Origin of the sequence: Pseudomonas sp. Rh2, from assembly GCF_040762985.1 — a bacterium.
GTDB classification, from domain to species: Bacteria; Pseudomonadota; Gammaproteobacteria; order Pseudomonadales; family Pseudomonadaceae; genus Aquipseudomonas; species Aquipseudomonas taiwanensis.
The window spans coordinates 5,022,535-5,039,093 of the sequence record NZ_CP142890.1 but is presented as its reverse complement, the minus strand read 5'-3'; the positions used below and the strand labels follow the sequence as shown (position 1 = coordinate 5,039,093).

Here is a 16,559-nt window from a genome sequence, read left to right as displayed (position 1 = left end):
GCAAGACATTTGCGAACTTGCAACCCGCTGCTTGAGGTCACATCAGCTTGGGAATTGGCTTACCGGGGCCAGGAAGGGCTCACGGCTGCCCAGCGGGCAAAAGAAAACCCCTTGGGCATTGCTGCCCAAGGGGTTTTCGTATCGCGACTGGCCTGGTCTCAGACGTTGAAGCGGAAGTGCATCACGTCACCGTCCTTGACGATGTAGTCCTTGCCTTCCAGACGCCATTTACCGGCTTCCTTGGCGCCGCTTTCACCCTTGAATTGGATGAAGTCGTCGTAGGCGACAACTTCAGCGCGGATGAAGCCTTTTTCGAAGTCGGTGTGGATCACGCCAGCGGCCTGAGGCGCGGTAGCGCCGACGCGTACGGTCCAGGCACGTACTTCCTGCACGCCGGCAGTGAAGTAGGTCTGCAGGTTCAGCAACTGGTAACCGGCACGGATCACGCGGTTCAGGCCAGGCTCTTCCAGGCCCAGGGCCTCGAGGAACATGTCCTTCTCTTCGCCTTCATCCAGTTCGGCGATTTCCGCCTCGATCTTGTTGCACACCGGCACCACGACCGCGCCTTCTTCCTCGGCGATGGCCTTGACCACGTCCAGGTGCGGGTTGTTTTCGAAGCCGTCTTCGGCAACGTTGGCGATGTACATGACTGGCTTGCTGGTCAGCAGGTGGAAGCCACGGATCACGGCCTTGTCTTCGGCGCTCATGTTCTTCATCAGGCTGCGCGCAGGCTTGCCTTCGGTGAAGTGCGGAATGAGCTGCTCAAGGATGGCCTTCTGTGCCAGGGCTTCCTTGTCGCCACCTTTGGCGTTACGGGCAACCTTCTGCAGTTGCTTTTCGCAGCTGTCGAGGTCGGCGAAGATCAGTTCGAGGTCAATGATCTCGATGTCGCGCTTGGGGTCGACGCTGTTGGAGACGTGAATCACGTTCTCGTCTTCGAAGCAGCGCACCACGTGGGCGATTGCGTCGGTTTCGCGGATGTTGGCCAGGAACTTGTTGCCCAGGCCTTCACCTTTGGATGCGCCCGCCACCAGGCCGGCGATGTCGACGAATTCCATGGTGGTCGGCAGGATGCGGTTCGGCTTGACGATTTCCGCCAGCGCGTTCAGGCGCGCATCAGGCATCGGCACGATGCCGCTGTTCGGCTCGATGGTGCAGAAAGGGAAGTTCTCCGCCGCGATGCCGGACTTGGTCAGGGCGTTGAACAGGGTGGACTTGCCGACGTTGGGCAGGCCGACGATGCCGCAATTGAAACCCATGGGTGTTCCCCTCTCTAGGAAATCAGGCCTTCTGGCTGTGCAGTTCGCGCATCGCCTTGGCGAAGTCGCCAGCGAGCACGTCCGGCATTACGCCGAGGGCAAAATCGATGCTGGCGTCGAGCTTCTCCTGCTCGGCGCGCGGCGCGCGGCCCAGGACGAAGTTGGAGACCAGTTTGGCGTCGCCCGGGTGGCCGATGCCAAGCCGCAGGCGGTGGAAGTCGTTCTGGTTGCCGAGCTGCGCGATGATGTCGCGCAGGCCGTTGTGCCCTCCATGGCCGCCGCCGCGCTTGAGCTTGGCAACGCCCGGAGGCAGGTCGAGTTCGTCATGCGCCACCAGAATGGCCTCCGGCTTGATGCGGAAGAAATTGGCCAATGCCGCCACGGACTGGCCGCTGCGGTTCATGTAGGTGGTGGGGATCAGCAGACGAACGTCGTGACCCTGATGGCTGAACTTAGCCGTCAGGCCGAAATATTTTTTGTCAGCGGTCAGCGACACGCGCTGGGCGCTGGCAAGGCGTTCAACGAAAAGAGCCCCTGCGTTATGCCGGGTCTGTTCGTATTCGGGGCCGGGATTACCCAGGCCAACGATCAACTGGATGGCGGTCACGTCAGGGGCTCTTCCTTGGAGTTGGTGGGTTACAGGGCGCGGGGCACTGTAACCCGGTCAACACCGGCGCGCGAGTGGATTACTCGGCAGCGCCTTCAGCTTCTGGAGCAACGCGCGGAGCGTGAACGTTGGCAACAGCTTTGTCATCACCGTGGGCCAGAGCGACGAACTCTACGCCTTTCGGAGCTTTCAGGTCCGACAGGTGGATGATGGTGCCGATTTCAGCCTTGGCCAGGTCGACTTCGATGAACTCAGGCAGGTCCTTGGCTTCGCAGGAAACTTCAACCTCGGCCACTACGTGGGAGATTTCGCCGCCTTTCTTGACCGGGGCTTCTTCGTTGATGAAGTGAACCGGCACTTTGGCGGTCAGCTTCTGGCCTGCAACGACGCGAACGAAGTCGGCGTGCATGATGAAGCCTTTGGCCGGGTGGCGCTGCATGGCCTTGACCACGACGTTCTGCTTGGCGCCGTCGACGTTCAGTTCGATAACGTGGCTGAAGGCAGCTTCGTTTTCGAACAGCTTGGTGATTTCCTTGGCCAGGATGGTCAGGGATTGGGCTTCTTTATCGCCACCGTAGACAACGGCAGGGATGTTGGCGGAGTGACGCAGGCGGCGGCTCGCACCTTTCCCCAGGTCAGTACGCGCTTGGGCGTTCAGGATGAAGTCAGTCATTTTGTATCTCCAAAATAGCCTCCCGAGGGCGTTTGCGACCAGCGCCAACGGGGATGGCAAAAAAGCCCCGCCCCAACAACAGGTGTTGGGGCGGGGCGCTTTTCGTCAGCAGGTGTTCCGCTTAGCGGAACATCGCACTGATCGATTCTTCGTTGCTGATGCGGCGTACCGCTTCAGCGACAACCGGTGCGATATCCAACTGGCGGATACGGTCACAGGCTTGAGCAGCGGCGGACAGCGGAACGGTGTTGGTCACCACCAGCTCGTCCAGTACCGACTTCTCGATGTTCTCGATCGCGCGGCCCGACAGGACAGGGTGCGTGCAGTAGGCGTAAACCTTGGCAGCGCCGTGTTCTTTCAGGGCCTTGGCCGCGTGGCACAGAGTGCCGGCGGTGTCGACCATATCGTCTACCAGGATGCAGGTGCGCCCTTCGACGTCGCCGATGATGTGCATGACCTCGGAGTGGTTAGCCTTCTCGCGGCGCTTGTCGATGATACCCAGATCGACACCCAGGGACTTGGCGACGGCACGTGCGCGCACGACACCACCGATGTCCGGGGAAACGATCATCAGGTTCTCGAAACGCTGGTCTTCGATGTCGTCGACCAGTACGGGCGAGCCGTAGATGTTGTCGACGGGGATATCGAAGAAACCCTGGATCTGGTCAGCGTGCAGGTCGACGGTGAGAACACGGTCGATACCCACGACAGTGAGCATGTCAGCGACGACTTTGGCGCTGATGGCTACACGTGCCGAACGCGGACGGCGGTCCTGGCGGGCGTATCCGAAGTAAGGAATCACGGCGGTGATTCGCGACGCTGAGGAGCGGCGGAAGGCATCAGCCATCACGACCAGTTCCATCAGGTTGTCGTTGGTTGGGGCACAGGTTGGCTGGATGATGAAGACGTCCTTACCGCGAACGTTTTCATTGATCTCAGCACTGATTTCGCCGTCGGAGAATTTGCCGACAGAAACATCACCCAGTGGAATGTGCAGCTGACGTACGACACGCCGAGCCAGATCGGGGTTGGCATTCCCCGTAAAGACCATCATCTTGGACACGCGCAGTACCTGAAGGCTGAGGGTAACCTGGATGAGTATAAGGAAAATGGCAGGGGCGGCTGGATTCGAACCAACGCATGGCAGGATCAAAACCTGCTGCCTTACCGCTTGGCGACGCCCCTGTATCTGTTGCTGCGAGCGCTAGGCACTCGACTTCTTGATCAGACTTTGCAGCTTGCGATGCAACATCGAAACATTGCTTCCTTTCGCCACAAACCCTGTTTGGGTCTCTGAAAGAAGGGCCAGAACTTTATCAGCTTCGGCTTTGCTTGGGAAGGCCCCAAACACACAACTTCCAGTGCCGGTCAGTCGAGCTTCAGTGAATTTACCCAATGAATTCAACGCATTGCGAACTTCTGGGTAACTCTGCTCTACCACCGGTTGGCAGTCATTTCGACTGTTTCCCTCGGGAACGGGGCGCATCTTAAGGGGGAGGGAATCACGTGTCAACTGTGGATGCGAAAAAATTTCTACAGTACTGACAGAGACTTGCGGCACCAGTACGACGTACCAGGGCTCTTCGGGGTCGACCGGGGTCAACTGCTCGCCGACACCTTGGGCGAAAGCTGCATGACCGCGAACGAATACGGGGACATCGGCGCCCAGGGACAGGCCCAGGCTCGCCAGTCGGTCTTCATCCCAGCCCAGCTGCCACAAGTGGTCCAGGGCCAGCAGGGTGGTCGCGGCATCGGAACTGCCGCCACCGATTCCACCGCCCATGGGTAAAACCTTGGTCAACCAGATGTCGGCGCCCAGGTGGGTGCCAGACTGCTCCTGCAGTTTACGGGCGGCGCGCACGATCAGGTTGCTGTCATGTGGCACCGAGTCGATCTCGGTGTGCAGGCGGACCTGGCCGTCGTCACGTAGGGCGAAGCTCAGCTCGTCACCGTGTTCGAGGAACTGGAACACGGTTTCCAGTTCGTGGTAGCCGTCCGGGCGACGACCGATGATATGCAGCCACAGGTTGAGCTTGGCCGGCGCGGGCAGGGTGAGCTTTTGCATAGTTTCAGTGCCCCAGCTGGCGTGGCTGCCAGTCCTTGACCACCAGGGTCACGTCCAGGTTTTCGCCATGCAGTTTCATGCGCTCGGGCAGCCAGTAGCCGTTCTGCTGGGTGTAGCTCAGGTACTGCACCTGCCAGCCATCCTGGTTCAGGCTGGCCAGGCGGCTGTCGTCATCCAGGGTGAGCTGGCTCTTGCTGTCCGGGGCCGGCAGTCCGCGCACCCACCACACCAGGTGCGAAACGGGCAATTGCCAGCCCAGTTGTTCTTCGAGCAGGGCTTCGGGGCTGTTGGCCTCGAAGCGGCCCTGGTTGGCGACTTCCAGCACCACGCCGCCAGGGCGGCCGGTCAGGCGTGCGGCGCCACGGCCAAGCGGCCCGGCCAGACGGATGTCGTAGTAATCCTGGCGCTGAAGCCAGAACAAGGTGCCGCTGCCGGAGTCGCGGGGGGCGCGAATACCGACCTTGCCGTTGATCTGCCAGCCGTCCAGGGTGCTCAGCTGTTCTTTGTGGGCTCGCCACTGTTGTGGGTTGCCTTGGCCATGCAGGGCTTCGCGGGATCCGAAGCCGGCACAGCCGGCAAGCAGGGCGATCAGGGAAAAGGTAATGCAATGGCGCAGGAACATGGCGTTAAAGAGTCTCGGATCCGGTCAGGCGCAAGACGGTCTTGCGCAGGATAGGGCTGTCGGGTTGGGCCTCGAAGGCCTTGGCCCAGACCTGGCGGGCCTCACGACGCTTGCCGTTGGCCCACAGCACTTCGCCCAGGTGGGCGGCGACTTCATGGTCGGGGAAGCGCTCGAAGGCCTGGCGCAGGTAGCGCTCGGCTTCGTCGAGGTTGCCCAGGCGGTAGGCGACCCAGCCCAGGCTGTCGAGCACCGCCGGGTCGTCCGGGGTGAGCTGGTGGGCCTTGTCGATCAGCGCCTTGGCTTCGGTGTAGCGGGTGGTTCGATCGGCCAGGGTATAGCCGAGCGCGTTCAGTGCCATGGCGTTTTCCGGCTGGCGGGCGATGATGGCGCGCAGGTCTTGTTCCATTTGCGTCAGGTCGTCGCGCTTTTCGGCCAGCATGGCGCGGGTGTAAAGGAGATTAAGGTCGTCCGGGAAGCGCTTGATGGCTTGCTGCAGCACCTGGTTGGCCTGGGCGTCCTTGTTGTTGTTGCTGTAGCTCTCCGACTCGACCAGGAACAGCTGGACCGCGAGGTCCGGCTGGGCTTCGCGGGCCTCGGCCAGCAGGCGCGAGGCCTCGGTGCCGCGACCGTTGGCGATCAGGATGTCGGCCTGGCGAAGTTGCGCTGGCAGGTAATCGGGGCCAGTGCCGACCAGGGCGTATTCGCGCAAGGCACCCTCGGGGTCGTTGCGTTCCTCGCGGATGCGGCCCAGGTTGAGGTGGGCGGCATCGACGTTGCTGTCGCGCTCGATCAGCTCCTGCAGGTAGCTTTCGGCTTCATCCCAGTCCTTGTTCTCCATGCAGACCAGTGCCAGGGAGTAACGCAGCTCGTCATCTTCCGGGTACTGCTGGACCAGGCCGAGGAATTCACCCTTGGCGTCGGCGATGCGGTCCTGCTCGACCAAGGTTCGGGCGTACGTCAGGCGCAGGCGCTTGTCGTCCGGGTTGTCGCGGATGGCGCCGCGCAGCAGCGGCAGCGCCTCGGGGCCGCGGTCGAGGGCCTGGAGCAGGCGGGCGCGCAGCAGGATCGGCGCCACTTCGCCGTTTTGTGGCGGGTGTTCCTCCAGCAGGTCGAGGGCTTGCTGGGGCTTGCCGTCCTGGTTCAGCAGCAGGGCCTTGCCGAAGACCAACTGGCTGTTGTCCGGGTATTTGACCAGCAGCCGTTCGAAACTCTGCAACAGGCCGTCGCGGGTACCTTGATCGGTTTCGGCGGCCGACAGGGCGAGGAAGTCGAAGTGGGTGTCACCCTGGCCCTGAAGCACCTTTTCCATGTAGGCCATGGATTCGTCATAGCGGCCGGCGCCTGCCAACTGGACGGCAGCGGCGCGCTGGGCGTCGAGGTTCTGCGGGTCGTTGCGGGCCCAGATGAGCGCGTTGTCCAGGGCCGGCTCGTCGGCACCGAGGTATTCGGCGATGCGGTAGGCACGCTCGGACACGCCTGGGTCCTGGGTCTTCTGCGCCTGGTCGGTGTAGTTGGCCAGGGCGATGTCGAAGCGATTGCGCTGGCCGGCCAGCTCCGCGACCAACAGGCTGTAGAGCGTGTCCTGTTTGAATGACCCATACACCACGGGCTTGTCGGCCGCGGCTTTGCCCGCCTCGGCGACGGGCGGTTCGGCTTGTTGCGGGGCCAGGTTCTGGCAGCCCTGGAGCAGGGCGAAGGCAAGCAGCAATGCGTAGGGTCTGTTCATAAATGAGGCTTAGAAGGACTAACCGGCGGTCGGAGCATGATGACACAAGCGCGGGGGCAAACCCACCGGCGAAGGTCGTGGTTTACAGGGATAGCCTGGGATTGTTGGGACAATAGCGAACGGTGGTTGTTCTAAAACCTGTGAAAGAGGACAATTATCGGCTTCTCGTCACAACCAGCGACCTTGCATGGCCTTTCTTGCACTTGGTATCAACCATAAGACTGCCTCGGTAGACGTACGCGAGCGCGTGGCGTTTACCCCAGAGCAGCTGGTAGACGCCCTGCAGCAGCTCTGTCGACTGACCGCCAGCCGCGAAGCGGCGATTCTGTCGACCTGCAACCGTAGCGAGCTCTATATAGAGCAGGACCACCTGTCCGCCGATGCCGTCCTGAAGTGGCTGGCCGACTATCACCGGCTGAGCCTGGATGAGCTGCGCGCCAGCGCCTACATCCATGAAGAGCACGATGCCGTGAAGCATATGATGCGGGTGGCCTCCGGACTGGACTCGCTGGTGCTCGGCGAGCCGCAGATCCTCGGCCAGATGAAGTCGGCCTACGCCGTGGCCCGCGAGGCCGGCACCATCGGACCGCTGCTCGGGCGCTTGTTCCAGGCGACCTTCAGCGCCGCCAAGCAGGTACGGACCGATACCGCGATCGGCGAGAACCCGGTGTCGGTTGCCTTCGCCGCCGTCAGCCTGGCGCGGCAGATCTTCAGCGACCTGGGCCGCAGCCAGGCCCTGCTGATCGGTGCGGGCGAGACCATTACCCTGGTCGCCCGTCACCTCCACGAGCAAGGCGTGCGCCGGATCGTGGTTGCCAACCGGACCCTGGAGCGGGCCAGTATCCTGGCCGAACAGTTCGGTGCCCATGCCGTGCTGCTGGCGGACATTCCGCAGGAACTGGCCAACAGCGACATCGTCATCAGCTCCACTGCCAGTCAGTTGCCGATCCTCGGCAAAGGCGCGGTGGAAAGCGCGCTGAAACAACGTCGGCACAAGCCGATCTTCATGGTCGATATCGCCGTGCCGCGAGACATCGAGCCTGAAGTCGGTGAGCTCGATGACGTGTACTTGTACACGGTCGATGACCTGCACGAAGTGGTCGCCGAAAACCTCAAGAGCCGCCAGGGTGCGGCGCAGGCTGCCGAAGAGCTGGTCTCGGTGGGCGCCGAGGACTTCATGGCGCGCCTGCGCGAGCTGGCGGCGGTTGATGTGCTGCGTGCCTATCGCCAGCAAAGCGAGCGCCTGCGCGACGAAGAACTGCAAAAGGCCCAGCGATTGCTGGCCAACGGCGGCAACCCCGAAGATGTACTGGCCCAACTGGCCCGGGGGCTGACCAACAAACTCCTGCATGCGCCCAGCGTGCAACTGAAAAAGCTCTCGGCCGAGGGCCGCCTCGATGCGCTGGCCATGGCCCAGGAACTCTTTGCCCTCAACGAGGGCTCGACGGACAAAACCCCGCAATGAAAGCGTCGCTGCTGAACAAACTGGACACGCTCCAGGACCGCTTCGAGGAACTCACCGCCCTGCTCGGTGACGCCGAAGTCATTTCCGACCAGACCCGATTCCGCGCCTATTCCCGTGAATACGCCGAAGTCGAGCCGGTGATCGCTGCCTATAAAGAGTGGCGCAAGGTTCAGGACGACCTCGAAGGCGCCCAGGCTCTGCTCAAGGATGCCGACCCCGACCTGCGCGAAATGGCGGTGGAGGAGGTGCGGGAGGCCAAGGAGCAACTGGTGGGCCTGGAGTCGCAACTGCAGCGCATGCTGCTGCCCAAGGACCCCAACGACGGTCGCAACGTGTTCCTGGAGATTCGCGCAGGTACCGGCGGTGATGAGGCGGCGATCTTTTCCGGTGACCTGTTCCGCATGTATTCACGCTATGCCGAGCGGCGCGGCTGGCGCCTTGAGATCCTCTCGGAGAACGAGGGCGAGCATGGCGGCTATAAAGAGATCATCGCGCGTGTCGAAGGCGACAATGTCTACGGCAAGCTGAAGTTCGAGTCTGGCGCGCACCGCGTGCAGCGAGTGCCGGAAACCGAGTCCCAGGGCCGCATCCATACCTCCGCATGCACGGTGGCGGTGTTGCCTGAGCCCGACGAGCAAGTGGCCATCGAGATCAACCCCGCTGACTTGCGGGTCGACACCTACCGTGCTTCGGGTGCTGGCGGCCAGCACGTCAACAAGACCGACTCGGCAATCCGCATCACCCACTTGCCGACCGGTATCGTGGTCGAGTGCCAGGAGGAGCGTTCGCAGCACAAGAACCGTGCGCGGGCCATGTCCTGGTTGTCAGCCAAGCTCAATGACATGCAGACCAGTGCCGCCCAAAACGCCATCGCCAGCGAGCGCAAGCTGTTGGTCGGCTCGGGTGACCGCTCCGAGCGTATCCGTACCTACAATTATCCACAGGGCCGGGTGACCGATCACCGTATCAACCTGACTCTCTATTCCCTCGACGACATCCTCGCCGGTGGCGTGGAGGCCGTGATCGAGCCGTTGCTGGCCGAGTACCAGGCCGATCAATTGGCTGCCCTGGGGGAATAATGACCATCATCGCCAGCTTGCTGCGCAACGCGCAGCTGCCGGATTCGCCCACTGAGCGACTGGATGCCGAACTGTTGCTGGCCGCGGCCATCGGTAAGTCGCGCAGCTACCTGCACACCTGGCCCGAGCGGATCGTCAGCAGCGAGGCGGCGGACGTCTTCGCCAGTTACCTCGAGCGCCGTCGCGCAGGAGAACCGGTGGCCTATATCCTCGGGCAGCAGGGCTTCTGGAAGATCGACCTGGAGGTCGCGCCACACACCCTGATTCCGCGTCCCGATACCGAGCTGCTGGTAGAAACAGCCCTCCAGCTGCAGCCAGCCTCGCCAGCCAGGGTGCTCGACCTGGGTACCGGTACCGGTGCCATCGCCCTGGCGCTGGCCAGCGACTGCCCGGCCTGGCAGGTGACGGCGGTGGACCGTGTCGACGAGGCAGTGGCCCTTGCCGAGCGCAATCGCCAGCGCCTGGGCCTCGATAACGTGAAGGTGATGGCCAGCCATTGGTTCGACAGCCTGGCGGGGCAACGCTTCGACCTCATCCTGAGCAACCCGCCCTACATCGCCGCCGAGGACCCGCACCTGGCGGAGGGCGACGTGCGCTTCGAACCGAGCAGCGCCCTGGTGGCGGGGCCCGATGGCCTGGATGATCTGCGGATAATCGTCGACCAGGCGCCGGAGCACTTGCTGCCGGGTGGTTGGTTGTTGCTCGAGCACGGTTATGATCAAGCGACTTCGGTGCAGGCGTTGCTGACTGCCCGGGGCTTTACCGAGGTCGCCAGCCGTAAGGACCTGGGCGGCCACGAACGCATCACGATGGGACGTCTGCCATGTTGAGTGACCAGGAACTGTTGCGTTATAGCCGGCAGGTGCTGCTGGCCCAAGTCGATATCGATGGCCAACTGCGGCTCAAGCGCAGCAAGGCGCTGATCGTCGGCCTCGGCGGCCTCGGCTCGCCGGTCGCACTGTACCTGGCGGCGGCAGGCGTGGGCGAACTGCACCTGGCGGACTTCGACACCGTAGACCTGACCAACCTGCAACGGCAGGTGATCCACGACAGCACCAGCGTCGGCATGAGCAAGGTGGACTCGGCGATCCAGCGTCTGCAGGCGATCAACCCCGAAGTGAACCTGGTTGCCCATCGCCATGCACTAGACGAGGACTCCCTGGCTGCGGCGGTGGCGGCGGTTGACCTGGTGCTGGACTGCTCGGACAACTTCGCCACCCGCGAAGCCGTCAACGCGGCCTGTGTGGCCGCCTGCAAGCCGTTGGTCAGCGGTGCGGCCATTCGCCTGGAAGGGCAGCTTTCGGTGTTCGACCCGCGCCGCGACAACAGCCCTTGCTACCACTGCCTGTATGGCCATGGCAGCGAGGCCGAGCTGACCTGCAGCGAGGCCGGCGTCATCGGGCCGCTGGTCGGGCTGGTGGGCAGCTTGCAGGCCCTTGAGGCGATGAAACTGCTGGCTGGTTTCGGCGAGCCGCTGGTGGGGCGCTTGCTGTTGATCGACGCACTGGGCACGCGCATGCGCGAGCTGCGGGTCAAGCGCGACCCGGCTTGTGCCGTGTGTGGTAACCGGCATGGCTGAACGCTCGGCGCCGGTCGGCGTGATGGATTCGGGGGTCGGCGGATTGTCGGTGCTCGCCGAAATCCAGCGCCTGCTGCCTGGCGAGTCGCTGTTGTACGTGGCCGATTGCGGCCATGTGCCCTACGGTGAGAAATCGGCGGAGTACATCCGTGAACGCTGCAGGCACATTGCCGAGTTCTTCCACGCACAAGGGGCCAAGGCCATGGTCCTGGCGTGCAATACCGCCACGGTGGCGGCGGTGGCCGACCTGCGTGAGCGCTACCCGGATTGGCCGCTGGTGGGCATGGAGCCTGCGGTAAAACCGGCTGCGGCGGCGACTCGCTCCGGGGTGGTCGGTGTTCTGGCCACCACCGGCACGCTGCAAAGTGCCAAGTTCGCCGCCTTGCTGGACCGCTTTGCCAATGACGTGCAGGTTGTCACCCAGCCGTGCCCGGGACTGGTCGAGCGGATCGAAACCGGCGACCTTGGCAGTGCGCAGCTGCGCCAGTTGCTGCTGGGCTACGTACAGCCGCTGTTGGACGCGGGCTGCGATACGCTGATTCTGGGGTGCACCCATTATCCCTTCCTACGCCCGCTGCTGGCTGAAATGGTGCCGGCGGACGTTGCGATCATCGACACCGGCGCCGCGGTTGCGCGGCAGTTGCACCGTTTGCTGGCCGCTCGCGATCTGCTGGCCGACGGGCCGGCGCAGGCGGCACGCTTCTGGAGCAGTGCCGACCCGCAAGCCCTGAGCGATATCCTGCCTTTGCTATGGCATGAGTCCGATCGTGTGCAACGCTTCCCGTTGTAACCACAGCGCGGAATAAAGCTGAACTATCGTGCTATCGCCGATTTCTACTATTTGCCTGGCACAAGGCGAACAGTCATAACACATCAGGAAGAAGGAAGTTTCCCATGAAGAAACGGCTTGGCGTGGCGGCGGCTGCCGCCTGGATTCTGGGGCATGTGGTAACGGCGCAGGCCGCCGATGTTTCGTTTTCGGTGGGCCAGACCGGTGACTCCACACAGGTCTATCGCCTGGGGCTGCAATCGAACTGGGACGCCAGTTGGTGGCAAACCCGCGTGGGCAGGCTGACGGGCTACTGGGATGGGGCCTACAGCTATTGGGACGGTGACGAAACCGCCAGCAACCACAGCCTGTCGTTTGCGCCTGTCTTCGTGTACGAGTTCGCCGGGGAGTCGGTCAAGCCTTACATCGAGGCCGGTATTGGCGTTGCGTTGTTCTCCAGCACCGAGCTGGAAAGCAACGAACTTGGCTCGTCCTTCCAGTTCGAAGATCGCATCGGCGTGGGCCTGCGCTTTGCCGGTGGCCATGAGTTGGGTATCCGGGCCATTCACTATTCCAACGCGGGCATCAGGCAGCCCAACGATGGTGTAGAAAGCTACAGCTTGCATTACCGCATGCTGCTGTAAGCACGGCCCCGCCGCGGGGCCATGCTGGCGTGTGTCCTCAGCGTGGCAAGGGCCACAGGTTGCTCAGCGTCAGGGCTTCGAGCACCAGTTCAGGCTCACGCTGAGGCAGCCGACGTATCAGTTCATCGGCCGTACGCTCCGGCGTCCACTGCTCAGGTATGGCCTGGGCCGATGATGCCGGGCTTTGCATGGCCTGCGGCGCCACCAGCGTCAACCCGACTCCAAGGATCTGCAGCTCTTGACGCTGTTCGCGCAGCCACTGCGCGGTGCTGTTGGCGCCGCTGGGCACGCGTGTCGGCGAGTACAACTGAAGGGCGGAATAACGGCTGAGCAACGCCATTACTTGTGGCGCATCGCGCTTGACCAGCAAGGGCAGGGCGCTGGTGAGGCAGTGCTCGCTGGCGTGCAGGTTGGTGCTGACGATGGCTTCGAACAGCTCGGCCTCAGGGAGGTCATCGGCCAGGTAGTCGCACGTTCCGGCATTGAGGATCAGGCAGTCCAGTCCCCCCCAGTTGCGCAGGATCGACGCCGCGGCTGCCTGAGCCTGCTCGAGCAGCGGCAATTGCCCTGGTACGCGCAGCAACTGTTGGGGGTACCGCTTTGCCAATCCATCCAGCGCTTCGCTGTCCCTGCCACTGGCGGCGACGCGGTGCCCGCCTTCCAGCAACTGCTCCACCAAGGCCAGCCCTAGTCCATTACTGGCGCCTGTTACCCAGAAATCCAGTGTGTTGTTCAATGTGCTGCCCTCTGATCCTGCCGGCGCGGAAGGCCTTTGAAAGCTTCCAGGGCGCGCTGGCGACTGCTTGTGAGATCGACGATTGGATGGTGATAGGATTTATTAGCAAAAAGATCGGCCGCCTTCATCGGCTCATGAACCCTTTCGTCGCCCAGGTCCGACAATTCCGGTAGCCAGTGGCGGATGAAGCGCCCTTGGGGGTCGAAGCGCTGCGACTGGGAGACCGGGTTGAAGATACGGAAGTACGGCACCGAGTCGGTGCCGGTGGAGGCGCTCCATTGCCAGCCCCCATTGTTGGCGGCGAGGTCGCCATCGATCAGGTGGCGCATGAAGTGCCGCTCGCCCAGGCGCCAGTCGATCAGTAGGTTCTTGCTCAGGAACATGGCGACGATCATGCGCAGACGGTTGTGCATCCAACCGGTTTCCAGCAGTTGGCGCATGGCGGCATCGATGATCGGGAAACCGGTACGGCCTTCCTTCCAGGCGTTGAAGTCGGCAGGGGCGTCGCGCCATGGCAGGGCTTCGGTCTGGTCGCGGAAGGCACGGTGTCGGGAGACCTGTGGATAACCATTGAGGATGTGTTTATAGAACTCCCGCCACAGCAACTCGTTGATCCAGGTCTGTATACCTGCGCTGCCACTGTCCAATTCGCCTCGGTTGCGGGCCAGTGCAGCGTGCAGGCACTGGCGGGGCGAGATCACGCCAGCGGCCAGATAGGCAGACAGTTGACTGGTGCCCGGCTCAGCTGGCAGGTCGCGCAGGTGCTGGTAGTTCTCGATGGTTTCATCGAGAAAACGCTGGAGCCGCTTCTGTGCTTCATCCTCGCCCGCAGGCCAGAGCGTTCGCAGGGTATCGGTTGGCGTATCGAAACCTTCGATCCGCTCCGGGACCGGGTCGCTCGGAATGTTCAGCGGGGCCTGGCATTGCACCCGGCCAGCCAGTGCCGGCAGGCCCAGATGCAGCCGCTCGAAGCAGGCCTTCTTGAATTGGCCGAACACCTGGAAGTACTGGCCGCTGCGCGTCAGGACGGTGCCGGGGCGCAACAGCAACTGGTCGAGGTAGCTGTGCGCCTGTATGCCGGATTGCTCCAGCAGGCGACGCGTCGCTTCGTCGCGACGGTGTTCGTGGATGCCGTACTCCTCGTTCCAGTGCACGGCTTCTACCTGCAGTTGCTTGCAGACCGCGAGCAGGGTCTCGGGGGCCTGGTCCCAGCGTTCGACCGTGCGGATCAGCAGCGGGATGTTCAGGGCCTTCAGCGACTGACGCAGCGTGCGCAGGTTGCGCAGCCAGAAGTCGACCTTGCAGGGGGCATCGTCGTGGTCCTGCCATTGGCCGGGACTGGCCAGCCAGATGGCCACGGTGGGGCCGCGCTCACAGGCGGCGCTCAAGGCAGTGTTGTCGGTAACGCGCAGGTCGGTGCGCAGCCAGATCAATTGCATGGCAGGGTCAACTCTTCAGGCAGACGGCCCTGGCGTTGGAGCAAACGCAGGGCCGCCTGTGGTGTATCGAACAGAAACAGCTGGTCAAGATCAAGCGCCTGCAACGGTGGGGTATGCAGGGCAACGGTCAAGCCGCCCAGCAACTTCATCCCGTCCACTTCGGCCAGGGTCCGGTGCAGGGCTTTCAGGTCGACGCGTGGGCCCAGGTGCAGCAACAGTGCGCGGGGCCGCAGGGCGGCGACGGCGCGTTGCAACTCTGGCCCGCTGACGGGGTATTCGAGCACCTCCACGGCGATGCCGTTGCTGCTGAGGAGCCAGGCATACAGCCACAAGCTGATGTCGAAAGGCCGTTCGCTGTCTTCGGCGAGCAGCACTGGCGGGCCGGACAGCAACTGGTTGTCGTGATAGACCCGAGCGCCCAGTTTGCTGCGCAGCCAGGTGTGGAAGAACACCTGCTCAAGGCGGGCGTTGAAGTAGCTGCGCCAGCGCTGTGCGAGGCTGTCGAGCAAGGGCAGCAGCAATTGCTCGCACAGGGTGATGGCAGGGTAGAGGGCCATCACCTGGTTCAGTTGCTGGTCGAGTGCGCGTTGCGAGAGGCTGGCGACGGCCTCGATCAAGTGTTCCTGACGGGCCTGCCAGTCGCCCTGGGGCGCGCTGTTGGCAGGCTGGTCGAGCAGCTCGCGTACTTGGCCGACCGATGCACCGCGTTCCAACCAGGCAAGAATGGCCTCGACGCGCGCCAGCTGGTCCAGCGGATACAGCCGGTGGCCTTTGCTGGTGCGCTGCGGCTTGAGCAGACCATAGCGCCGTTCCCACGCCCGGAGGGTGACTGGGTTTACGCCGGTGCGGCGAGCCAGCTCGCCGATGGGTAGCAGTTCAGACGGCATTGCGCAGCCCCAGGTCCTCGGGGTGAGGTTGCAGGTAGGCCTGCTGTAGCAAGTAAGGATCCGGGTGCTTGCGCAAATGGTGCTTGAGCAGGGTCAGGGGTACCACCAGCGGTATCACGCCCTGCTGGTACTGGCCGATGATGGTTTGCAACTCGGCCTTGTCCTGCGAACTGAGTGAGTCCTTGAGGTAGCCGGTGAGGTGCTGCAGGACGTTGCCATGGGTGCCGCGGCTGGCACAGCGACGCAGGGCCTGCATGAGCAGGCTGAAGTAACGCGGCCCTATCACCAACGGGTCGTCGTCCTTGCGCATGTTGCCAAGCAGGCGGCCGAGCTCGCGATAGGCCTGGGGATTGTTGGCCATCAGCAGGTACTTGTAGCGCGAGTGAAAGCGGATCAGTGCACCACGGCTCAGGCCCTCGGCCAGCAGGTGTTGCCAATCGGCGTAGGCGTAGACGCGGCTGATGAAGTTTTCCCGCAGCACCGGGTCGTGCAGGCGGCCTTCCTCCTCCACCGGCAGGTCTGGGCGCCGTTCGCAGAAAGCCGCCGCGAACGCGCCACGCCCGCCTTTGCGCGCTGGGTGCCCGGCCTCCTGATAGACCTTGACCCGTTCCAGCCCGCACGAGGGGGACTTCTGCATGAAGATGTAGCCGCAGATATCGTGCAGTTGAGTGGCCATCTGCTCGCCGTAGGCACGCAGCGGCCCTGACAGGTCGGTACCGGGGTTGCGTGTGCCGACCACTTCAGGCTTTTCGGGGTCGCCCACCAGACGGATGGCGTCTCGGGGAATGCCAAGGCCGATGGCCACTTCAGGGCACACCGGCATCCATTCGAAGTGCTGTTCGAGCTGGCCGAGGCACAATTCGGACGCCTTGTGCCCGCCGTTGTAACGCACATTGTGCCCGGTAAGGCAGGCGCTGATGCCGATTCGAGGCTTACGGTGGGCAGAAGGCTCGAGCATGGTTGTCTCCGGAGACCTGTACAGAAATAAATGTGTGTACAAGGCTATTCC

17 protein-coding genes and 1 tRNA gene are annotated in these 16,559 nt (G+C 63.1%); 6 read left to right on the top strand and 12 right to left on the bottom strand.

The window, feature by feature from the left end; all coding sequences use genetic code 11:
* Nucleotides 1-158 precede the first annotated feature (158 nt).
* From ychF to VXM67_RS22965, 8 genes are all read right to left on the bottom strand, one after another.
* Nucleotides 159-1,259: a redox-regulated ATPase YchF gene (gene ychF / locus VXM67_RS23000; protein WP_023382361.1), complete on the bottom strand. Its 1,101-nt coding sequence runs from the start codon at nucleotides 1,257-1,259 to the stop codon at nucleotides 159-161.
* 22 nt (nucleotides 1,260-1,281) lie between these two features.
* The gene (gene pth / locus VXM67_RS22995) at nucleotides 1,282-1,866 is read right to left on the bottom strand and encodes an aminoacyl-tRNA hydrolase (protein ID WP_023382360.1); all 585 of its coding nucleotides are present in this window, start codon (nucleotides 1,864-1,866) and stop codon (nucleotides 1,282-1,284) included.
* Nucleotides 1,867-1,945: 79 nt separating this feature from the next.
* Nucleotides 1,946-2,539, bottom strand: coding sequence for a 50S ribosomal protein L25/general stress protein Ctc (locus VXM67_RS22990; protein WP_023382359.1), 594 nt, complete (start codon nucleotides 2,537-2,539; stop codon nucleotides 1,946-1,948).
* A 121-nt stretch (nucleotides 2,540-2,660) separates the two neighbouring features.
* Complete coding sequence (locus VXM67_RS22985) at nucleotides 2,661-3,602, bottom strand: ribose-phosphate pyrophosphokinase (RefSeq protein ID WP_016391678.1); 942 nt, start codon at nucleotides 3,600-3,602, stop codon at nucleotides 2,661-2,663.
* Nucleotides 3,603-3,649: 47 nt separating this feature from the next.
* Nucleotides 3,650-3,724, bottom strand: a tRNA-Gln gene (locus VXM67_RS22980).
* 19 nt (nucleotides 3,725-3,743) lie between these two features.
* Nucleotides 3,744-4,604: a 4-(cytidine 5'-diphospho)-2-C-methyl-D-erythritol kinase gene (gene ispE / locus VXM67_RS22975; RefSeq protein WP_023382358.1), complete on the bottom strand. Its 861-nt coding sequence runs from the start codon at nucleotides 4,602-4,604 to the stop codon at nucleotides 3,744-3,746.
* Between the two features lie 4 nt (nucleotides 4,605-4,608).
* Nucleotides 4,609-5,226 (bottom strand): lipoprotein insertase outer membrane protein LolB, encoded by a 618-nt coding sequence (gene lolB / locus VXM67_RS22970; RefSeq protein WP_023382357.1) that lies wholly within the window; start codon nucleotides 5,224-5,226, stop codon nucleotides 4,609-4,611.
* A gap of 4 nt (nucleotides 5,227-5,230) precedes the next feature.
* Nucleotides 5,231-6,952, bottom strand: coding sequence for a tetratricopeptide repeat protein (locus VXM67_RS22965; protein ID WP_023382356.1), 1,722 nt, complete (start codon nucleotides 6,950-6,952; stop codon nucleotides 5,231-5,233).
* Nucleotides 6,953-7,139: 187 nt separating this feature from the next.
* Here VXM67_RS22965 and hemA point away from each other — a divergent pair, with 187 nt between their 5' ends.
* From hemA to VXM67_RS22935, 6 genes are all read left to right on the top strand, one after another.
* A complete protein-coding gene (gene hemA / locus VXM67_RS22960; RefSeq protein ID WP_023382355.1) occupies nucleotides 7,140-8,417 on the top strand; it encodes a glutamyl-tRNA reductase in 1,278 nt (425 codons plus the stop codon).
* Nucleotides 8,414-9,496, top strand: coding sequence for a peptide chain release factor 1 (gene prfA / locus VXM67_RS22955; protein WP_023382354.1), 1,083 nt, complete (start codon nucleotides 8,414-8,416; stop codon nucleotides 9,494-9,496). Before hemA ends, prfA begins: the two co-directional genes overlap by 4 nt.
* Nucleotides 9,496-10,326, top strand: a complete 831-nt coding sequence (prmC, locus tag VXM67_RS22950; protein ID WP_027907460.1) for a peptide chain release factor N(5)-glutamine methyltransferase — start codon at nucleotides 9,496-9,498, stop codon at nucleotides 10,324-10,326. Before prfA ends, prmC begins: the two co-directional genes overlap by 1 nt.
* A complete protein-coding gene (locus tag VXM67_RS22945) occupies nucleotides 10,320-11,075 on the top strand; it encodes a molybdopterin-synthase adenylyltransferase MoeB (protein WP_023382352.1) in 756 nt (251 codons plus the stop codon). Before prmC ends, VXM67_RS22945 begins: the two co-directional genes overlap by 7 nt.
* Nucleotides 11,068-11,865 carry a glutamate racemase gene (gene murI / locus VXM67_RS22940; RefSeq protein ID WP_023382351.1) on the top strand — a complete coding sequence of 266 codons (798 nt, stop codon included), beginning with the start codon at nucleotides 11,068-11,070 and terminating at the stop codon, nucleotides 11,863-11,865. Before VXM67_RS22945 ends, murI begins: the two co-directional genes overlap by 8 nt.
* 104 nt (nucleotides 11,866-11,969) lie before the next feature.
* Nucleotides 11,970-12,488 carry an acyloxyacyl hydrolase gene (locus VXM67_RS22935; RefSeq protein WP_367237389.1) on the top strand — a complete coding sequence of 173 codons (519 nt, stop codon included), beginning with the start codon at nucleotides 11,970-11,972 and terminating at the stop codon, nucleotides 12,486-12,488.
* 37 nt (nucleotides 12,489-12,525) lie between these two features.
* Here the strand turns inward: VXM67_RS22935 and VXM67_RS22930 are convergent, their stop codons facing one another.
* Genes VXM67_RS22930 through VXM67_RS22915 form a run of 4 tightly spaced genes read right to left on the bottom strand, consistent with a single transcriptional unit; the run spans nucleotide 12,526 to nucleotide 16,508 of the window.
* Nucleotides 12,526-13,224: an SDR family oxidoreductase gene (locus tag VXM67_RS22930; RefSeq protein WP_186598710.1), complete on the bottom strand. Its 699-nt coding sequence runs from the start codon at nucleotides 13,222-13,224 to the stop codon at nucleotides 12,526-12,528.
* Nucleotides 13,221-14,663 (bottom strand): deoxyribodipyrimidine photo-lyase, encoded by a 1,443-nt coding sequence (gene phrB, locus VXM67_RS22925; protein WP_367237388.1) that lies wholly within the window; start codon nucleotides 14,661-14,663, stop codon nucleotides 13,221-13,223. Before phrB ends, VXM67_RS22930 begins: the two co-directional genes overlap by 4 nt.
* On the bottom strand, nucleotides 14,654-15,550 hold the full coding sequence (locus tag VXM67_RS22920; protein WP_023382347.1) for a MerR family transcriptional regulator: 897 nt from the start codon (nucleotides 15,548-15,550) through the stop codon (nucleotides 14,654-14,656). Before VXM67_RS22920 ends, phrB begins: the two co-directional genes overlap by 10 nt.
* Nucleotides 15,540-16,508, bottom strand: a complete 969-nt coding sequence (locus VXM67_RS22915) for a DUF523 and DUF1722 domain-containing protein (protein WP_023382346.1) — start codon at nucleotides 16,506-16,508, stop codon at nucleotides 15,540-15,542. The genes VXM67_RS22920 and VXM67_RS22915 overlap by 11 nt, the downstream gene beginning before the upstream one ends.
* Nucleotides 16,509-16,559: the final 51 nt, after the last annotated feature.